We start from the raw sequence: 12,937 nt of genomic DNA, 5'->3' as shown, positions 1-12,937 counted from the left end.
AATCGCCACCAAAGGTTACATCGCGGGAGCAATTTAACAAGACAGGAAAACGAACGAAATTTCGCTCGAATGTCGCGGGTCGCCTTGTCCCGGCTGTTGGTGCCGTACCCCCAACCCTCCCCCGAACAGGGGAGGTTCTCACCCGCGCCGGTGCGATGCGACGGGTGAGTCTAGCCGCCAGCCTCTGAGTACGGCTTCCGCAGGGCCCGTCCAGCATCGCATCCTGCTCGTGCCGCTGCTGGCGGCCTGCGGGCCCTCCCCTGGCTCCGCGGCTCCATTGGCCACCCCGGCTGCCCAGTCGGAGCTGGCCATCTACCGCGAGCTCGCCGCCTGCGTGCGGGCCCACGGCTACCCAACCTGCCCGACCCCGTGCTGGACCCGCGGACGGGCAAGATCGATCTTCCGCCCGGCACGGCCAAGCCGCCGGACAGCGCCCTCAGGCCCTGCGAGTCGATCATGGCCAAGCTGCCCAGGCGCGGCGGTCCCAGCCACCGGCCGCCCACCGCGGCGGAGATGGCCGGGCTCGGCCCGTCCGGGTCGGGCAAGTCCACGCTGCTGCATCTCATGGCCGCGCTCGAACGTCGCACCCGGGGCTCGGTCCGGCTGGCCGGGCTGGCCGCCGACGGGCTGGGCGACCGGCGCCTGGCCGGGCTGCGCGCCCACCGGATCGGCGTGATCTTCCAGCAGTTCCACCTGCTGGAACGGGTCGAGCAGGTGGCGGTGCTGCTGTCCGCCACGGCCAACCCGTTCTCGCCCGAGCAGGTCAAGGTCGAGCGGCCGTCCGACGCCCTGACCGCGCGGGTCGCGGTGGCCGACTCGACCGCGACGCTGTTCCTGGCGCTCGGCGCCATCGCGCTGCTCGTGGCCGGGATCGGCATCGGGAACATCATGGTCATCTCGGTTCTCGAACGGCGGGGGGAGATCGGGTTGCGCAGGGCGCTCGAGGCGACGCGGGGGCACGTGGCCGGGCAGTTCCTGGCCGAGTCGCTGGCGCTGGCCGTGCTCGGCGGGGGCGGCGGCGTGCTGCTCGGGTGCGCGGTCACCGCCGGCCTGTCCCGGTACCGGGGATGGAGCAGCAGCGCGGCGATCCCGGGCTCCAGCACGCGGCCGCCGCGGGCGGCGGCGCGCACCGCCGCCACCACGCGGTCGACCGCGGTCGTCTTGGACAGATACGACAGCGCGCCGAGCCGGACCGCCTCCACGACCCTGTCCTCTTCCTGGAACGACGTCAGCACGATCACCGCCGGCCGCTCGTCCTCCCCGCGCAGCCTCTCCAGCACCGCGAGTCCGTCCATGACCGGCATGACCAGGTCGAGCAGCACCACGTCGGGCCGCAGCTCGCGGACGGCCCGCAGCGCCGCGCCCCCGTCGCCGCTCTCGCCCGCGACCTCGATGCCCTCCTCCTGCTCCAGGACGAACCGCAGGCTCCTCCAGAGCGGGCAGCAGGCCCGCGTCCTCCAGCGCGACCGGGCGCAGCTCCAGCAGCAACGCCTGCATCTCGCGCATCGCGCGGGCGGCCGTGCGCTCCATCGACTCGGCCTGCGTGCGCAGGTGGTCCGGCGCCGCCCTGCGCATGCCGGCGGCCAGCAGCCTGAGCGAGAACAGGTCCTGGGAGATCGAGTCGTGCAGCTCCCTGGCGATCCTGCCGCGCTCGGCCTGGCGGGCCTCGGTCCGCGTGATCAGCCTGGCCCCCTCCACGGCCGCGCCGAGCCGGTCGGTCATGACGTTGAACGAGTGCTCCAGCGTGCTCACCTCGTCGTTGCCCGCGACCGCGACCCGGGGGCGGAAGTCACCCGCGGCCACGGCCGTCGTCACGCCCGCGAGCCTGCGCACCCTCCGCGTCAGGCGGCGAGTGCTCAGCAGGCCGAAGACCAGGCCCACGGGGATCACCAGGGCCAGAACCAGCAGCCCGGGGACGAGCATGGACATCACCGACGCGGACGACGGCGTCTTGATCACGGCGTCGAACGGAGCCTGCACGTAGACATACCCGATGATCTTGATGTTCTTGTCCTGGGCGACCATCACCGCCTCGACCAGCAGCACCGCGGTGGCCGTGACGAGCATGTACGACGCCGCCATCCGGCCGCGCAGCCCGAAACGCCACATCTGCGCAGCGTAACGTTTGGGCCATTTTTGTTCCTCCCCCTGACTGGGGAGCAAAAGTTGCGAATCAGTCTTTTCGTCCGGCTTTCGGCGTACCAATGTGGAAGGTATGAATGCGACGGTAGGAGACCGGCTCCTGGTGCATGGGCATACCGTTGGCGAAGGAGACCGGAGCGGAGTGATCGTGGAGGTCCAGGGCCGCGACGGCGGGCCTCCCTACATCGTGCGGTTCGACGACGGGCACACCGGGCTGGTGTTTCCCGGCCCTGATGCCGTCGTTGTGCATACGTAAGATCTGCTTGTGAGATCTGAAATCATCTCTGTGGCCTCGGGTTCACGAGAGACGGTGCACGACATCACTGCGGAATGCAGTGATTTCGTCCGCGCGCAGGGCGAGGACGGGCTGCTGCACGTCTTCGTGCCGCACGCGACGGCCGGTGTCGCGCTGCTCGAGTTGGGCTCGGGCAGTGACGACGACCTGCTGGCCGCGCTGCGTGACCTGCTGCCCGCCGACGACCGCTGGCGGCACGCCCACGGCTCGCGCGGCCACGGCAGGTCACATGTCATGCCCGCGCTGATCCCGCCATACGCCACCATCCCCGTGCTGGGTGGGAGAATGGCGCTGGGCACCTGGCAGTCGATCGCACTCGTGGATCTGAACGTCGACAACCGGCAACGCCAGGTTCGCCTGTCGTTTTTGTCTGATTGATTCTGGCCGACTACGGCCGTACCCGTGGCGACCGTTGACGACTGAGGGTCACAGCGTGTGGACTGTGCCGAAGCGATAAACCGCATAGAGCGGGGCCACTCAAGCAGGAGGGATAAACGTGAGCGCGACCGCGGGTCAGGCGCAGGGCGAACGCGACCTGGCCGAACGACTCGGCCTCAAGCCGGGTCAGGTGGTGCAGGAGATCGGTTGGGACGAGGACGTCGACGACGAGCTTCGCGACTCCATCGAAGACCTGACCGGTAACGAGCTGCTGGACGAGGAGAGCGACGACGTCGTCGACGTGGTGCTGCTGTGGTGGCGCGACGGCGACGGGGATCTCTTCGACGCTCTCAGCGACGCCATGCGAGCACTCGCCGACGGCGGCCAGATCTGGCTGCTGACTCCCAAGGCCGGGCGCGACGGCCACGTGGAGCCGAGCGACATCGGGGAGGATGCCGCTACCGCGGGTCTCTCGCAGACCAGCAGCATCTCCGCCGCACCCGACTGGTCCGGGACCAGGCTCGTGACGCCCAAGGGCCGCCGGTAGAGCCCGAGCGCCTTCCGTACGGCAGGATGATGCCTGTGAACGCACATCCTGCCGAGGTCGGCGCCCTGGCTCCGGATTTCGAGCTGCAGGACCAGCACGGCACCCCGGTGAGGCTGTCCCAGTTCCGGGACAGGAGCGTCGTGCTGGTCTTCTACCCGCTTGCCTTCAGCGGGATCTGTCATGGAGAGCTGTCCGCACTGCGCGACCAGCCGCTCGACGCGCAGGTGCTGACCGTGTCCGTGGACTCCGTCTTCACGCACCGTGCCTGGGCGGATCGGGAGGGTTACACGTTCCCGCTGCTCTCTGATTTCTGGCCACACGGACAGGTCGCGCGGGCGTACGGTGTGTTCGATGAGGCGAAGGGGCTCGCTCTGCGGGGGACCTTCATCATCGACGGCGAGGGCGTGATCCGGTGGTCGGTGGTCAATCCGGTCTCCTCGGCACGTGACGTCGCCGACTACGTGAAGGCACTCGCCGACATTTCATGACTTCGGAGGGAACGATGCCCTGCTACCGATGCGGGGCCCGGCAGACCGACCCGGTGCGCGGCGCCAGCCCGTGGCAGCGCGGGGTGCGCGACGAGTCGCAGGTGTTGATCTGCCCGGACTGTCAACGGCTGCACGACCTCGACCTCGACGCGTGCTCCACCTGCGGATCCGTCGCGCTGATCTGCCGGCTGGGCGAGGTGGAATGCCGGTCCTGCGGGGCCGTGCGGATGGCGCGCTCGGACTCCGGATCGGCGCTGGCCGGGTCGGTGGCGCCGCCCGCGCCCGGACTCTCGGCGGAGGTGGAGGCGGCGCTCAACCGAGTGCTGGGGCGGGCCTGACTGAGGGACTTTCCAGGCATCTGCTGAGCTGCGCTATCGTCTCCTTTCGTGTCCGCTATGAGTTCGTTCGTCGTCGCGCTCGATGTCGGTGGCACGTCCATGAAGGGCGGCCTGGTCAGCGAGTCCGGCGCGGTGCTGCTGAGCGAGCGGCGCCCGACCCCCCGGTCGGAGGGCCCGGAGGCGGTCGTGGCCGCCATCTCCGAGTTCATCAGCCACCTGGCCGCCTCGGGCGAGGGCGTGCCGGCAGGCGTGGGTCTGGCCGTGCCGGGCCTGGTGTCCGGCAACGCGGCCGTCTACGCGGCGAACCTTGGCTGGCGCGACGTCCCGGCCACGGACTTCACCGCGCTGGACATTCCGGTGCTGCTGGGACACGACGTACGTACCGGCGGGCTGGCGGAGAGCATCCTGGGCGCGGGCAGAGGTCTGTCCGACTTCCTGTTCCTGCCCATCGGCACAGGCATCGCCGGCGCCTCGATCATCCGCGGCGAGCCGTACGGGGGCTCCTCGGGCTGGGCCGGCGAGATCGGCCACACCCCGGTCTTCCCCGACGGCGAACAGTGCGTGTGCGGCCAGTTCGGCTGCCTGGAGACGTACGCGTCGGCCGCCTCGGTGGGGCGCCGCTACAGCGTGCGAGCAGGCGTGGAGGGCGTCAAGGCGGAGCAGGTGGTGTCCTCGGACGACCCGATCGCCATAGAGGTCTGGGACGAGGCCGTGGAGGCGCTGTCGCTGGCGCTGGCCACGTACACGCTGCTGCTGGACCCCTCGATGATCGTCCTGGGCGGCGGCCTGGCGGAAGCGGGCCCGGCCCTCTTCGACCCGGTACGCACCCGCCTGGTCAAGCGCCTGGCCTTCCGGGACGCGCCCCCGCTGATCCCGGCGGCGCTGGGGGTGGACGCGGGCATGCTCGGGGCGGCCCTGCTGGGCTGGCGCGCGGCGGGCCGACCGGAGCTCGGGCCCGGGTGGGCGGTAGATGTGCGATCGGCCCCTGTGGTGTCGTAAGGTGTAGTGCCGATCAGGGGCGGTTAGCTCAGTGGTAGAGCACTCGCCTTACAAGCGAGGGGTCACTGGTTCGAACCCAGTACCGCCCACCTACGGAAGGCCCCGTCTCCGATCATGGAAACGGGGCATGCTTGTCTAACTGCTTGACTATGCCTCTTGGGCCAGCGAAAAGATGCGGTCCACGGGCATCGCCTCGTCCCTGGTGACTGGCCTGATCTACTGGCGTAGAGCGTTAGAAAAACGTCATGGCCGTTCTCGCGGCCCTAAGCTCGCTCGGCGACCGGGCATGAGGGTTGAGCCCGGCCGCCGGCAGCCCAGGCTGCGAAGAGAAACGCTACCTCTTACGAATTCGCCGCCCCTGGTGGGCGCCGTCGTACTTCCTGTTCGGCAAAGTCGACACCTGGTAGCCGGTCATCAACACCGTGACCACCATCGTGACGTTCCTACTGGTCGCGCTGCTGCCGGGCCGCCCGGCTACTCCGGCTACGATCCCGCCGCCGCCCAGCTGACATCCACACCCCAGCCAGCCCGGACCCTAAAGCGGCACACGTCCAGGCCACGCCGGTGGTACACCGGCCCCAGCCACGGCCGACACCTGCGCGGACGCGGTGCGTGAGGCGCGATCAGCCGGCGTGTGCGGGCCGCCCGAGCGGCGCAGCCGCCGATACCTTCTGCTCCGTTGATCTCGCGATTGTTGACGCATCGGGTGGCTCGTCGGTTCGCGGCTCGGTGCGAGCACGTCGCCGGTCGGGAGGATGGATCTCATGTCACGGGCGGGCTTAGCAACGAGGTGACTCGCTGTAGATGATCTTGGCTCGCGGGTACTTGCAGGACCATCAGCAGGTCCGGGTGCTCGACCGGGCGAAGTTGAAACATCTCCAGGTCGAGCCGACCGATCTGAGGGTGATCAATCTTGACGGTCGCGGGTCTGAAGTCGCGGATGGGGTACTCCGCCCACCACTCCCGGAATTCCGGGCTGGCGTCGGTCAGCTCTGCCAGCAGCATCACGAATCGCGGGTCGTCCGGCCGCTGGCCGACAGCGGCTCGGAACTGGCTTAGTACGGCACGCGCGGCCGGTTCCCAGCGGACCATGCGGGCGCGGTTCTCCGCGTCGGTGAACATCATCCACAGGAGATTGCGCCGATCGTCGGGGAGCCTCACAGGGTCATTCCGGATCCGTGTGTAAGGCGTGTTCCATACCAGGTAGTCGAGGTGCACGTCATAGATGGAGGCGATGTTGGGGGCGGCCGCGTCGACCAGTCGCTGCAATCGGGGAAGTACGTCGCCGACGTGCGTTTCGCCCGACGTGGTGGCAAGACCGGCCAGGCCACGGAGGTGCCGGCGCTGGTCGGGGTCGAGCAGTAGTGCTCGGGCGAGTGCATCGATCACCTGTTCCGACGCCGAGATGTTCCTGCCCTGTTCCAGCCAGGTGTACCAGGTGACACCGACACCTGAGAGCTGGGCGACCTCTTCGCGCCGCAGGCCGGGAGTCCGGCGAAGGCTGGGTTCGACGTCCTCCGGGAGTCCCACATCAGCCGGCCGCAGCCGGGCCCGCTGAGCGCGGAGAAAAGCGGCCAGTTCGGCACGGCGCGCGGACCGCGGGGCCTCGTGGCCATTCGTCACGCCGATTCGACTCCTGAGCGGAATGGGTGGTTGACAGGCCGCAGGCTAGCAGTATCGGTACCAGGACCGGCCGGACTTGTCCGCCTATTCTGGCGATCATAATCATTCAGTTGAAGCCTTACATGAGGAGCTTTGTATGGCCGATGACAGGGGACCGGTGCTGGTCATCGGTGCCACTGGCCAGCAGGGTGGCGCGACCGCGCAGCACCTGCTCAAACGTGGTCGGGCGGTGCATGCTCTGGTGCGCGACCCCGGTTCGCCCGCCGCCGAAGCGCTTCGGGAGGCGGGAGCCGAGCTGATCGTTGGCGACCTGGACGATCCGGCTTCGCTCCGGGCGGCGATGGAGGGCGTGCACGGGGTTTTCCTCGTACTGACCATGATGGTGGGCCCCAGGATCAGCCCTGAAGGTGTGGTGGCGGAAGAACGGCGGGGGAAGGCGGTGGCGGACCTCGCCCAGAAGTCCGGCGTCGAGCATCTCGTGTACAGCTCGCTCAATGGCGCCGGCGCCCATTCCGGAATCCCCTACTACGAGAGCAAGTCGCGGATCGAAGAGCACATTCACGCGCTCGGGCTTCCGGCGACCATCCTGCGTCCGGTTTCTTTCATGGAGAATTTCGCCACCTACAATCGCCCGGTGCTCATCGATGGCGAGCTGGTGGTCAACCTCGCCGTCCGACCAGAGCTTCCGATGCAGCTGATCTCGGTGAGCGACATCGGCGCGTTCGCGGCTATCGCGTTCGACCGGCCCGACCGGTTCCTCGGCCGGACCGTCGAGCTCGCCGGAGACGTACTCACACCTCCGGAGATCGCCGGGACCTTCAGCCGTGTCTGCGGCCTGCCGGCGAGTTTCCGGCAGACGCCCATCGAGCAGATCCGCGCCTTCGACGGCCAGCTGGCCCAGATGTTCACGTTCTTCAACGAGCATCCCTCCGAGTTGTCCGACCTCTCCGCGCTACGGGCGGACCACCCGGGCCTGATGCGGCTGGAGACCTGGTTGCGGACGACAGGCTGGAAACCCTGAGCACAGAAAGCGGGCACATATGACCGATGGACTGCTGTTACCGCCCGGTGGCGGGCGCAGGATCCAGGCCATGACCCTGAAGGCGGGCGCCGAGCAGTCGAAGATCTGGTCGACGTTCGAGGCCGAGGTCGCCCCCGGGTTCGACGTCGGGGCGCACCTGCACCAGCAGGCTGAGGAGGTGTTCTACGTGCTCGAAGGCGAACTCGACCTGCTCGCCTTCCAGCCGACCGCCACTGCCAACGGCGACTGGCGCACCTGGGAGTCGAAGACCGGCGCCACAGTGTTCCGAGGCGGCCCGGGAAGCTTCATGTTCGTACCTGCCGGATGCCCACATGCCTTCTTCAACCGAGGAGCCGAACCCGCCCGGATGCTCTTCCTCGTATCCCCGGCTGGCCATGAGCTCTACCTCCAGGAGCTCACTGACCTGCTCGCCGCCTCCGGACCACCAGATCAAGCCGAAATTGCGGCGCTCCGGGCCCGGCACGACATCCACCAACTCACTCCACTCACCATCCACCCGCCAGGAGCCTGAGCAGCGATCGGCAACCAGCCATTCATCGGGTGCGACGCCGGAGCTGAGCCAGTTGATTACGTCGATGAGCGAGCAGGGTTGCGAGCTCCGTGACCAGGGTTCTCGGCATAGTCGCGGTGTCGGCATAGGTCGACCTATGCGAATATCCGCATAGATCGACACCCTCAGTGGTCCGCACGACGTGCGTGACACGCACGGCGTGCGTGACGCACACTGCTCGGCTGATCGAGCACCTCGAAAGACTTCAATCTCTCTTGCGGGCACCGTGCAGGGTGCCCACATGGAACGGCGACACGGGAGGTCGGCCGCGGATCAGCGCGGCGATCTGGGCGTGGGTGGCCCGGCATGGTGGCTGAGGTCGCCGATCGTTACGCTTTGGGGCGCATGCCGCCGTTGTCCCGGTTTTATCTGGGCGTCGGGGCTGCAGGTCACCGGGGCCGGTAGCCCTTCCTTTTACGGCTGGCCGGCACGGCCCGGCGGCCGGAGCCATTCTGTGCGGGTTTTTGTGCCTGCCGCTGTGCCGGTTTCTCCGCAGGGGAGGCGGGGGTACGGCCCCGGGAGCTGTTCACTGTCCGGCCGCGGACGATGCCGATGAAATCTTCCACCAGGTCAGTGGTCGCGTCCGTGGGCCAGGCCAGCGCGACCTGAGACTGCGGCGCGTCCGGCACCGGCCGGTAAGTGAGATCCCTGCGGTGGTGGAGGCGCGCCAGCGACTGCGGAACCAGGAGAAGCCCACTGCCGGCCGCTACCAACTCGACCGCGTCCGCCGTTGTGGCCGGGTGGGTGAACGCGGGCAGCCCGGGCCGGACCGTCCACTCGATGGTGTCGTCCAGAGGATGGAACACCTCGTTGTCGGTCAGGTCGGCGATGGCCACCTCGTCGGCGGCGGCCGCCGCGTGGTCCTTGGGCACCACGACCACCGTGGTCTCCACGTAGAGAGGAATCGCGCTGAGTCCGTCCCGGTCGACCGGCAGCCTGACGAATCCGGCGTCGGCGCCGCCATCCCGCAGGAGTTTCACCACCTCGGCGGCGGGAACCGCGACCAGGGTAACCGGCACGCTGGGCATCCTCTCGGTCCAGACGTTGACCCATTTCGCGGGTGTCACCCCGGGCACGTACGCCAGCCGGAACACCCTGCCGGTCTCCCCATCAGTCATTTCCTCAGGGTACCGATGTCAGGGAACCCGTTCCGACTGACTACTCTCGACGCCATGACCTCGCCCAAACCGAAGACCATCCAGACGATGAAGCCCGAGACCGCGGCCAAGAAGCTGGGTGTCCTCCTCTCAGCCACTCCCGCCGAGTTCCAGGCGGGTGTCGTCTCCAGGGGCGAGCTGAACGAGTTGCAGTCGACGCCACCCGCCTGGCTCGCTGACCTGCGCCGCAACGGCCCGCACCCCAAGCAGGTCGTCGCCGCGAAGCTCGGGGTCTCCATTTCCGGCCTGACCAGAGGCGGGATCACCGGACCGCTCACCACCGCTGAGATCGATGCGCTGAAGGCGGAGAACCCAGCGTGGCTGGAGCGCGAGCGGTCCATCCAGGCCGAGACCCGCAAAGAAGCACTCCGCCTCAAGCAACGCTAGAGAGCTGAGATCCTGCACGTCTCCGACGCGAGACGAGCCGCCGAGAGGTCCTCGTTGCCTGAGGAACCAGAGAGCTTACGCACTGGGACTGGGACGATGCGGTTCTTGCCGGGCCAAGCACGGCCCACCTGCGACAAGAGCCCCGTTTCCGAGGCCCTGCTTGAGAGCCTGTGGGTCTGGTAGCTGTACCGGACGAAAGCCGGTGGCCTCGTCGAGGCCGAGGATGACCGTCCCACCGCCCGGATGGTTTGCGAGCGCGCTCAGGGTGGAGGCGAGCGACTGCGGCAGCCCTCCTGCCGCCGACTTGACCTCGACATCGTCGTAGTCGCGCCCGGTCGCGCGGAAGCAAATGTAACCACAACCTGGTTACATTTGCTCGCGTTCTGGTTACATTTCATCCTCTTGTGATCCGGCGCTCCTGGTCACGTGGCCACCTATGGCCCGGCCTGTCCTTGGCATCGGCGTGCCGCTCATCCACGGGCGGGCGGAAGCGCTGGGGCCCGAAGTTGGAACGCCTCTCGTGCCCCCAATCCTCGGACAGGAAGATGTACCGGCCGCCGCCGCAGCTGCGGTCTCCCTTGCAGGAGCATGCTCGTTGCCGTGGCACTTCACCTTCCCCGGCTGGGAAGCTCGTGTCGAGGTCGGAGAGTGGGTCGCGGAGTTGCGGTACGAGGTCACCGACCGGATGCGCGCCGCCGGGATCGAGAGACCATCCGCAAGCCCCACCTACTCGGCGCTGGCGGACCAGGCGGTGATGATCATCCAGGAGCGGCGGAAGCTTCGCGCCTCACTCACATAGAGACGGGGGCATAGACGGGTCGGCAGGTGGCGGCATCAGCGTCGGACGATCGACCATGGGCCGTCCGCTGTGATGACCGCGTACTTGGATCCTGCCGGGAGTGGCACGCTGCCCTTGTATGCGCCGGCCTTGTTGGCGAGTAGATCGCTGCGGCGGCCTCGGGCGTCGAGCGCCCAGACCGAGAAGTATCCGCCGCCGGTGTAGCGGATCCGGAGACTGTGCAGGCCGCGGCTGGGCTTCGACAGACGCAGCACATCATCGGTGGAGCCGTTCCTTGCGATCGACCAGGAGCGGGCCTTGCTCAACGGCAGCAGCTTGATGGTCCACGGCGCATCAGCGGTGATCTTCAACGCGACCAGACGGTTGGATGTATCCACGTTGTAGGCGGCCGTTCCCTTGTAGCTGCCAGCGGAGTTGGCGAGGAGCTGCTGTTCCTTGCCGTTGCTGTCCAGACCCCAGACGGAGAAGTATCCGTCTCCGTCGTAGGTGACCTGGGCGATGCCCGGGGTGGTGGTTGCTCGGATGCGCTGGAGGTGGTCTCCGTCGCCGCGGTAGGTGGTGGCGGCGTCGGCCGGAGTGGCGGGGATCAGGAACGATCCAACAAGCGCGGCCAGGACTGCGTACAGACGTAAGCGCATGGCGTGACTCCAGAGACGGAAGGTTCGGACGAGAGAAGACGCGGTTCTTTGGCGTCTGGAGTACACGGCGGCGGAAGCGGCGCGACGATGCCAGGCCCATGCGCGAGTGTCGGCCGGCGCTGGCCAGCCGCACACGAGACGATAATCGGCGCCGCCACGTAGGCCTCTACGCCCTTTACGATTGGTGTTTCGGAGACGATCCTCAGTGGCTCCATGACCTTGATAGCGATCGTTCGATCTACAGCCATGACCACGGCCTCTATCTTCCGCCTCATGATGGGCGTATCAGCCGCCAGTTCCTCGTCGAGTGCGCAGATGAGCCAAACCCGCTCACCGACCCGCCCGACGGGTTGGACCCAGAGGCGATCGCCGGAGTGTCAGGGGCACTTGAGAGAATAAATCGCGATGCTCTCGTCAAGGTTGTGCGTGGCGTGCCAGCATCGTGGCCAGTGAGCGACGACGATCTGGAGGCACTCGGCTGGTTCCTCGAGCATCGCGCATCAGCTGTAGCCGCCAGGATCCGAGCACTGATCTGAAGGGAGGTCGGTCCAATGAGTCGTTACCTCTACTCGATTGTTCGCTGTCTCCCCGATCCAAAAACGGGGGAGTTCGTCAACATCGGCGCCATAGCGGGAGATCCCGCGACAGGCGACTGGTCGCTGCGTCAACTCAGCAACTTGCAGCGTGTCCGCCGCTTCGTCGACCGTCCCATTCTGGAGACGGCGACCGGGTGCCTGCTCAAGCTGTACGACGAGATCGAGCGTAACCAGGCGGCACTCCTGGAAGACGCTGGCGAGCCTCTAGGCGAGGACTGGCTGGACAGGCTTCACCATGATTACCGCAACGTCGTGCAGTTCAGCGCTCCGGCACCGGTGATCGCAGACGATGCTCAGGATGCACTCGCGTTCGTTTTCGACCACCTGATAGTCGATCCAGTCGAGTCACCTAAGCATCGCTCGGTCACTCGCCACGCGCTCCAGAGCCAACTGCGGAAGGCCTACCAAGAGGCGAACATCGCCGATCACCTGGTGCGCTCGAAGGTGCAGCTCCATGTGGGAGCAAGGCTGCAGTCTCCGATGGACTTCGCCATCGCCAACGGCAGAGCCGTACAGCTCACCCAGACCTGGTCGTTCCGTCTGGCTCAAGTCGACGAAGTGCCCGACAGAGTGAAGTCATGGGGTTACGCGATCGGGCGCTTCCGAGACGGAGAAGATGCTCGAGTAGTAGACGCGTTCGGAAATGTGAGCCGTATCGCCCCAGACGTGGACCTCGAGGTCGTGATTGCTCCACCGGAGACACCTGAGGAAATAAAGGCATACGAAGAAGCCGAGCAGGTGTTTGAGAACCTCAGAGCCGAGGTGCATGCCTCACAGGACGTGGGAGCCATCAGCGCCAGGGCGGCGGAGCTGGCGCGCTCTCTCAGCTAGCCCCAAGGCCGGGTAGTTAAGGTCCAGGGTTTGGTCGTCAAGGGGTTGGGGCGAAGTGGGGGCAAGAGGAACGGAGATCCAGTAGAACGGGTGATCTTCTACCACCGCCCGCTATCCCACTGGATCT

14 protein-coding genes, 1 tRNA gene and 3 pseudogenes are annotated in these 12,937 nt (G+C 67.3%); 13 read left to right on the top strand and 5 right to left on the bottom strand.

What is annotated here, in order from left to right; genetic code table 11:
- Positions 1-456: 456 nt before the first annotated feature.
- Positions 457-993: pseudogene (locus tag ACFLIM_RS22140) on the top strand (ATP-binding cassette domain-containing protein); the annotation flags it as partial.
- Between the two features lie 191 nt (positions 994-1,184).
- On the opposite strand, the pseudogene ACFLIM_RS22135 reads toward ACFLIM_RS22140, so the two are convergent.
- Positions 1,185-1,394, bottom strand: a pseudogene (locus tag ACFLIM_RS22135) (response regulator); the annotation flags it as partial.
- A gap of 124 nt (positions 1,395-1,518) precedes the next feature.
- Positions 1,519-1,923 (bottom strand): annotated as a pseudogene (locus tag ACFLIM_RS22130) (HAMP domain-containing protein); the annotation flags it as partial.
- 292 nt (positions 1,924-2,215) lie between these two features.
- Between ACFLIM_RS22130 and ACFLIM_RS22125 the strand changes: the two are divergent.
- The 7 genes from ACFLIM_RS22125 to ACFLIM_RS22095 all read left to right on the top strand — a co-directional run bounded on the left by ACFLIM_RS22125 (position 2,216) and on the right by ACFLIM_RS22095 (position 5,276).
- Complete coding sequence (locus tag ACFLIM_RS22125) at positions 2,216-2,398, top strand: DUF1918 domain-containing protein (RefSeq protein ID WP_393168273.1); 183 nt, start codon at positions 2,216-2,218, stop codon at positions 2,396-2,398.
- A gap of 9 nt (positions 2,399-2,407) precedes the next feature.
- Positions 2,408-2,815: a secondary thiamine-phosphate synthase enzyme YjbQ gene (locus tag ACFLIM_RS22120; RefSeq protein ID WP_393168271.1), complete on the top strand. Its 408-nt coding sequence runs from the start codon at positions 2,408-2,410 to the stop codon at positions 2,813-2,815.
- A gap of 118 nt (positions 2,816-2,933) precedes the next feature.
- Positions 2,934-3,362 carry a DUF3052 domain-containing protein gene (locus ACFLIM_RS22115; protein ID WP_393168269.1) on the top strand — a complete coding sequence of 143 codons (429 nt, stop codon included), beginning with the start codon at positions 2,934-2,936 and terminating at the stop codon, positions 3,360-3,362.
- A 29-nt stretch (positions 3,363-3,391) separates the two neighbouring features.
- Positions 3,392-3,850, top strand: a complete 459-nt coding sequence (locus ACFLIM_RS22110; protein WP_393168649.1) for a peroxiredoxin — start codon at positions 3,392-3,394, stop codon at positions 3,848-3,850.
- A 14-nt stretch (positions 3,851-3,864) separates the two neighbouring features.
- Positions 3,865-4,188 (top strand): hypothetical protein, encoded by a 324-nt coding sequence (locus ACFLIM_RS22105; protein WP_393168267.1) that lies wholly within the window; start codon positions 3,865-3,867, stop codon positions 4,186-4,188.
- Positions 4,189-4,245: 57 nt separating this feature from the next.
- The gene (locus ACFLIM_RS22100) at positions 4,246-5,187 is read left to right on the top strand and encodes an ROK family protein (protein ID WP_393168265.1); all 942 of its coding nucleotides are present in this window, start codon (positions 4,246-4,248) and stop codon (positions 5,185-5,187) included.
- A gap of 17 nt (positions 5,188-5,204) precedes the next feature.
- Positions 5,205-5,276 (top strand) — tRNA-Val (locus ACFLIM_RS22095).
- 673 nt (positions 5,277-5,949) lie between these two features.
- Here ACFLIM_RS22095 and ACFLIM_RS22090 read toward each other — a convergent pair.
- The gene (locus tag ACFLIM_RS22090; RefSeq protein WP_393168264.1) at positions 5,950-6,810 is read right to left on the bottom strand and encodes a helix-turn-helix transcriptional regulator; all 861 of its coding nucleotides are present in this window, start codon (positions 6,808-6,810) and stop codon (positions 5,950-5,952) included.
- Between the two features lie 76 nt (positions 6,811-6,886).
- Between ACFLIM_RS22090 and ACFLIM_RS22085 the strand changes: the two genes are divergently transcribed.
- Together ACFLIM_RS22085 and ACFLIM_RS22080 are read left to right on the top strand one after the other, a co-directional pair.
- Positions 6,887-7,831 (top strand): NmrA/HSCARG family protein, encoded by a 945-nt coding sequence (locus tag ACFLIM_RS22085; RefSeq protein ID WP_393168262.1) that lies wholly within the window; start codon positions 6,887-6,889, stop codon positions 7,829-7,831.
- Positions 7,832-7,850: 19 nt separating this feature from the next.
- Positions 7,851-8,363, top strand: coding sequence for a cupin domain-containing protein (locus tag ACFLIM_RS22080; RefSeq protein WP_393168260.1), 513 nt, complete (start codon positions 7,851-7,853; stop codon positions 8,361-8,363).
- A 428-nt stretch (positions 8,364-8,791) separates the two neighbouring features.
- Here the strand turns inward: ACFLIM_RS22080 and ACFLIM_RS22075 are convergent, their stop codons facing one another.
- Positions 8,792-9,520, bottom strand: coding sequence for a LysR substrate-binding domain-containing protein (locus tag ACFLIM_RS22075; protein WP_393168258.1), 729 nt, complete (start codon positions 9,518-9,520; stop codon positions 8,792-8,794).
- Between the two features lie 54 nt (positions 9,521-9,574).
- On the opposite strand from ACFLIM_RS22075, the gene ACFLIM_RS22070 reads away from it, so the two are divergent.
- On the top strand, positions 9,575-9,946 hold the full coding sequence (locus ACFLIM_RS22070) for a DUF5997 family protein (protein WP_393168256.1): 372 nt from the start codon (positions 9,575-9,577) through the stop codon (positions 9,944-9,946).
- A 595-nt stretch (positions 9,947-10,541) separates the two neighbouring features.
- Positions 10,542-10,745, top strand: coding sequence for a hypothetical protein (locus ACFLIM_RS22065; RefSeq protein WP_393168254.1), 204 nt, complete (start codon positions 10,542-10,544; stop codon positions 10,743-10,745).
- Positions 10,746-10,780: 35 nt separating this feature from the next.
- Here ACFLIM_RS22065 and ACFLIM_RS22060 read toward each other — a convergent pair whose 3' ends face one another.
- Positions 10,781-11,383: a hypothetical protein gene (locus ACFLIM_RS22060; RefSeq protein WP_393168253.1), complete on the bottom strand. Its 603-nt coding sequence runs from the start codon at positions 11,381-11,383 to the stop codon at positions 10,781-10,783.
- 551 nt (positions 11,384-11,934) lie between these two features.
- Between ACFLIM_RS22060 and ACFLIM_RS22055 the strand changes: the two genes are divergently transcribed.
- A complete protein-coding gene (locus ACFLIM_RS22055) occupies positions 11,935-12,810 on the top strand; it encodes a DUF3037 domain-containing protein (RefSeq protein WP_393168252.1) in 876 nt (291 codons plus the stop codon).
- The last annotated feature ends 127 nt before the right edge of the window (positions 12,811-12,937 follow it).

Source organism: Nonomuraea marmarensis, assembly GCF_043197025.1.
GTDB classification, from domain to species: domain Bacteria; phylum Actinomycetota; class Actinomycetes; order Streptosporangiales; family Streptosporangiaceae; genus Nonomuraea; species Nonomuraea marmarensis.
Note: the sequence above shows the minus strand (reverse complement) of the source record. Positions and strands in the feature narration are given on the sequence as shown.

Excerpts from the sequence above, each read along its gene's own strand:
- ACFLIM_RS22075 (WP_393168258.1), bottom strand. The coding sequence starts at position 9,520 with ATGACTGATGGGGAGACCGGCAGGGTGTTCCGGCTGGCGTACGTGCCC.
- ACFLIM_RS22080 (WP_393168260.1), top strand. The coding sequence starts at position 7,851 with ATGACCGATGGACTGCTGTTACCGCCCGGTGGCGGGCGCAGGATCCAG.
- ACFLIM_RS22070 (WP_393168256.1), top strand. The coding sequence starts at position 9,575 with ATGACCTCGCCCAAACCGAAGACCATCCAGACGATGAAGCCCGAGACC.
- ACFLIM_RS22110 (WP_393168649.1), top strand. The coding sequence starts at position 3,392 with ATGCCTGTGAACGCACATCCTGCCGAGGTCGGCGCCCTGGCTCCGGAT.
- ACFLIM_RS22055 (WP_393168252.1), top strand. The coding sequence starts at position 11,935 with ATGAGTCGTTACCTCTACTCGATTGTTCGCTGTCTCCCCGATCCAAAA.
- ACFLIM_RS22100 (WP_393168265.1), top strand. The coding sequence starts at position 4,246 with ATGAGTTCGTTCGTCGTCGCGCTCGATGTCGGTGGCACGTCCATGAAG.
- ACFLIM_RS22105 (WP_393168267.1), top strand. The coding sequence starts at position 3,865 with ATGCCCTGCTACCGATGCGGGGCCCGGCAGACCGACCCGGTGCGCGGC.
- ACFLIM_RS22060 (WP_393168253.1), bottom strand. The coding sequence starts at position 11,383 with ATGCGCTTACGTCTGTACGCAGTCCTGGCCGCGCTTGTTGGATCGTTC.
- ACFLIM_RS22125 (WP_393168273.1), top strand. The coding sequence starts at position 2,216 with ATGAATGCGACGGTAGGAGACCGGCTCCTGGTGCATGGGCATACCGTT.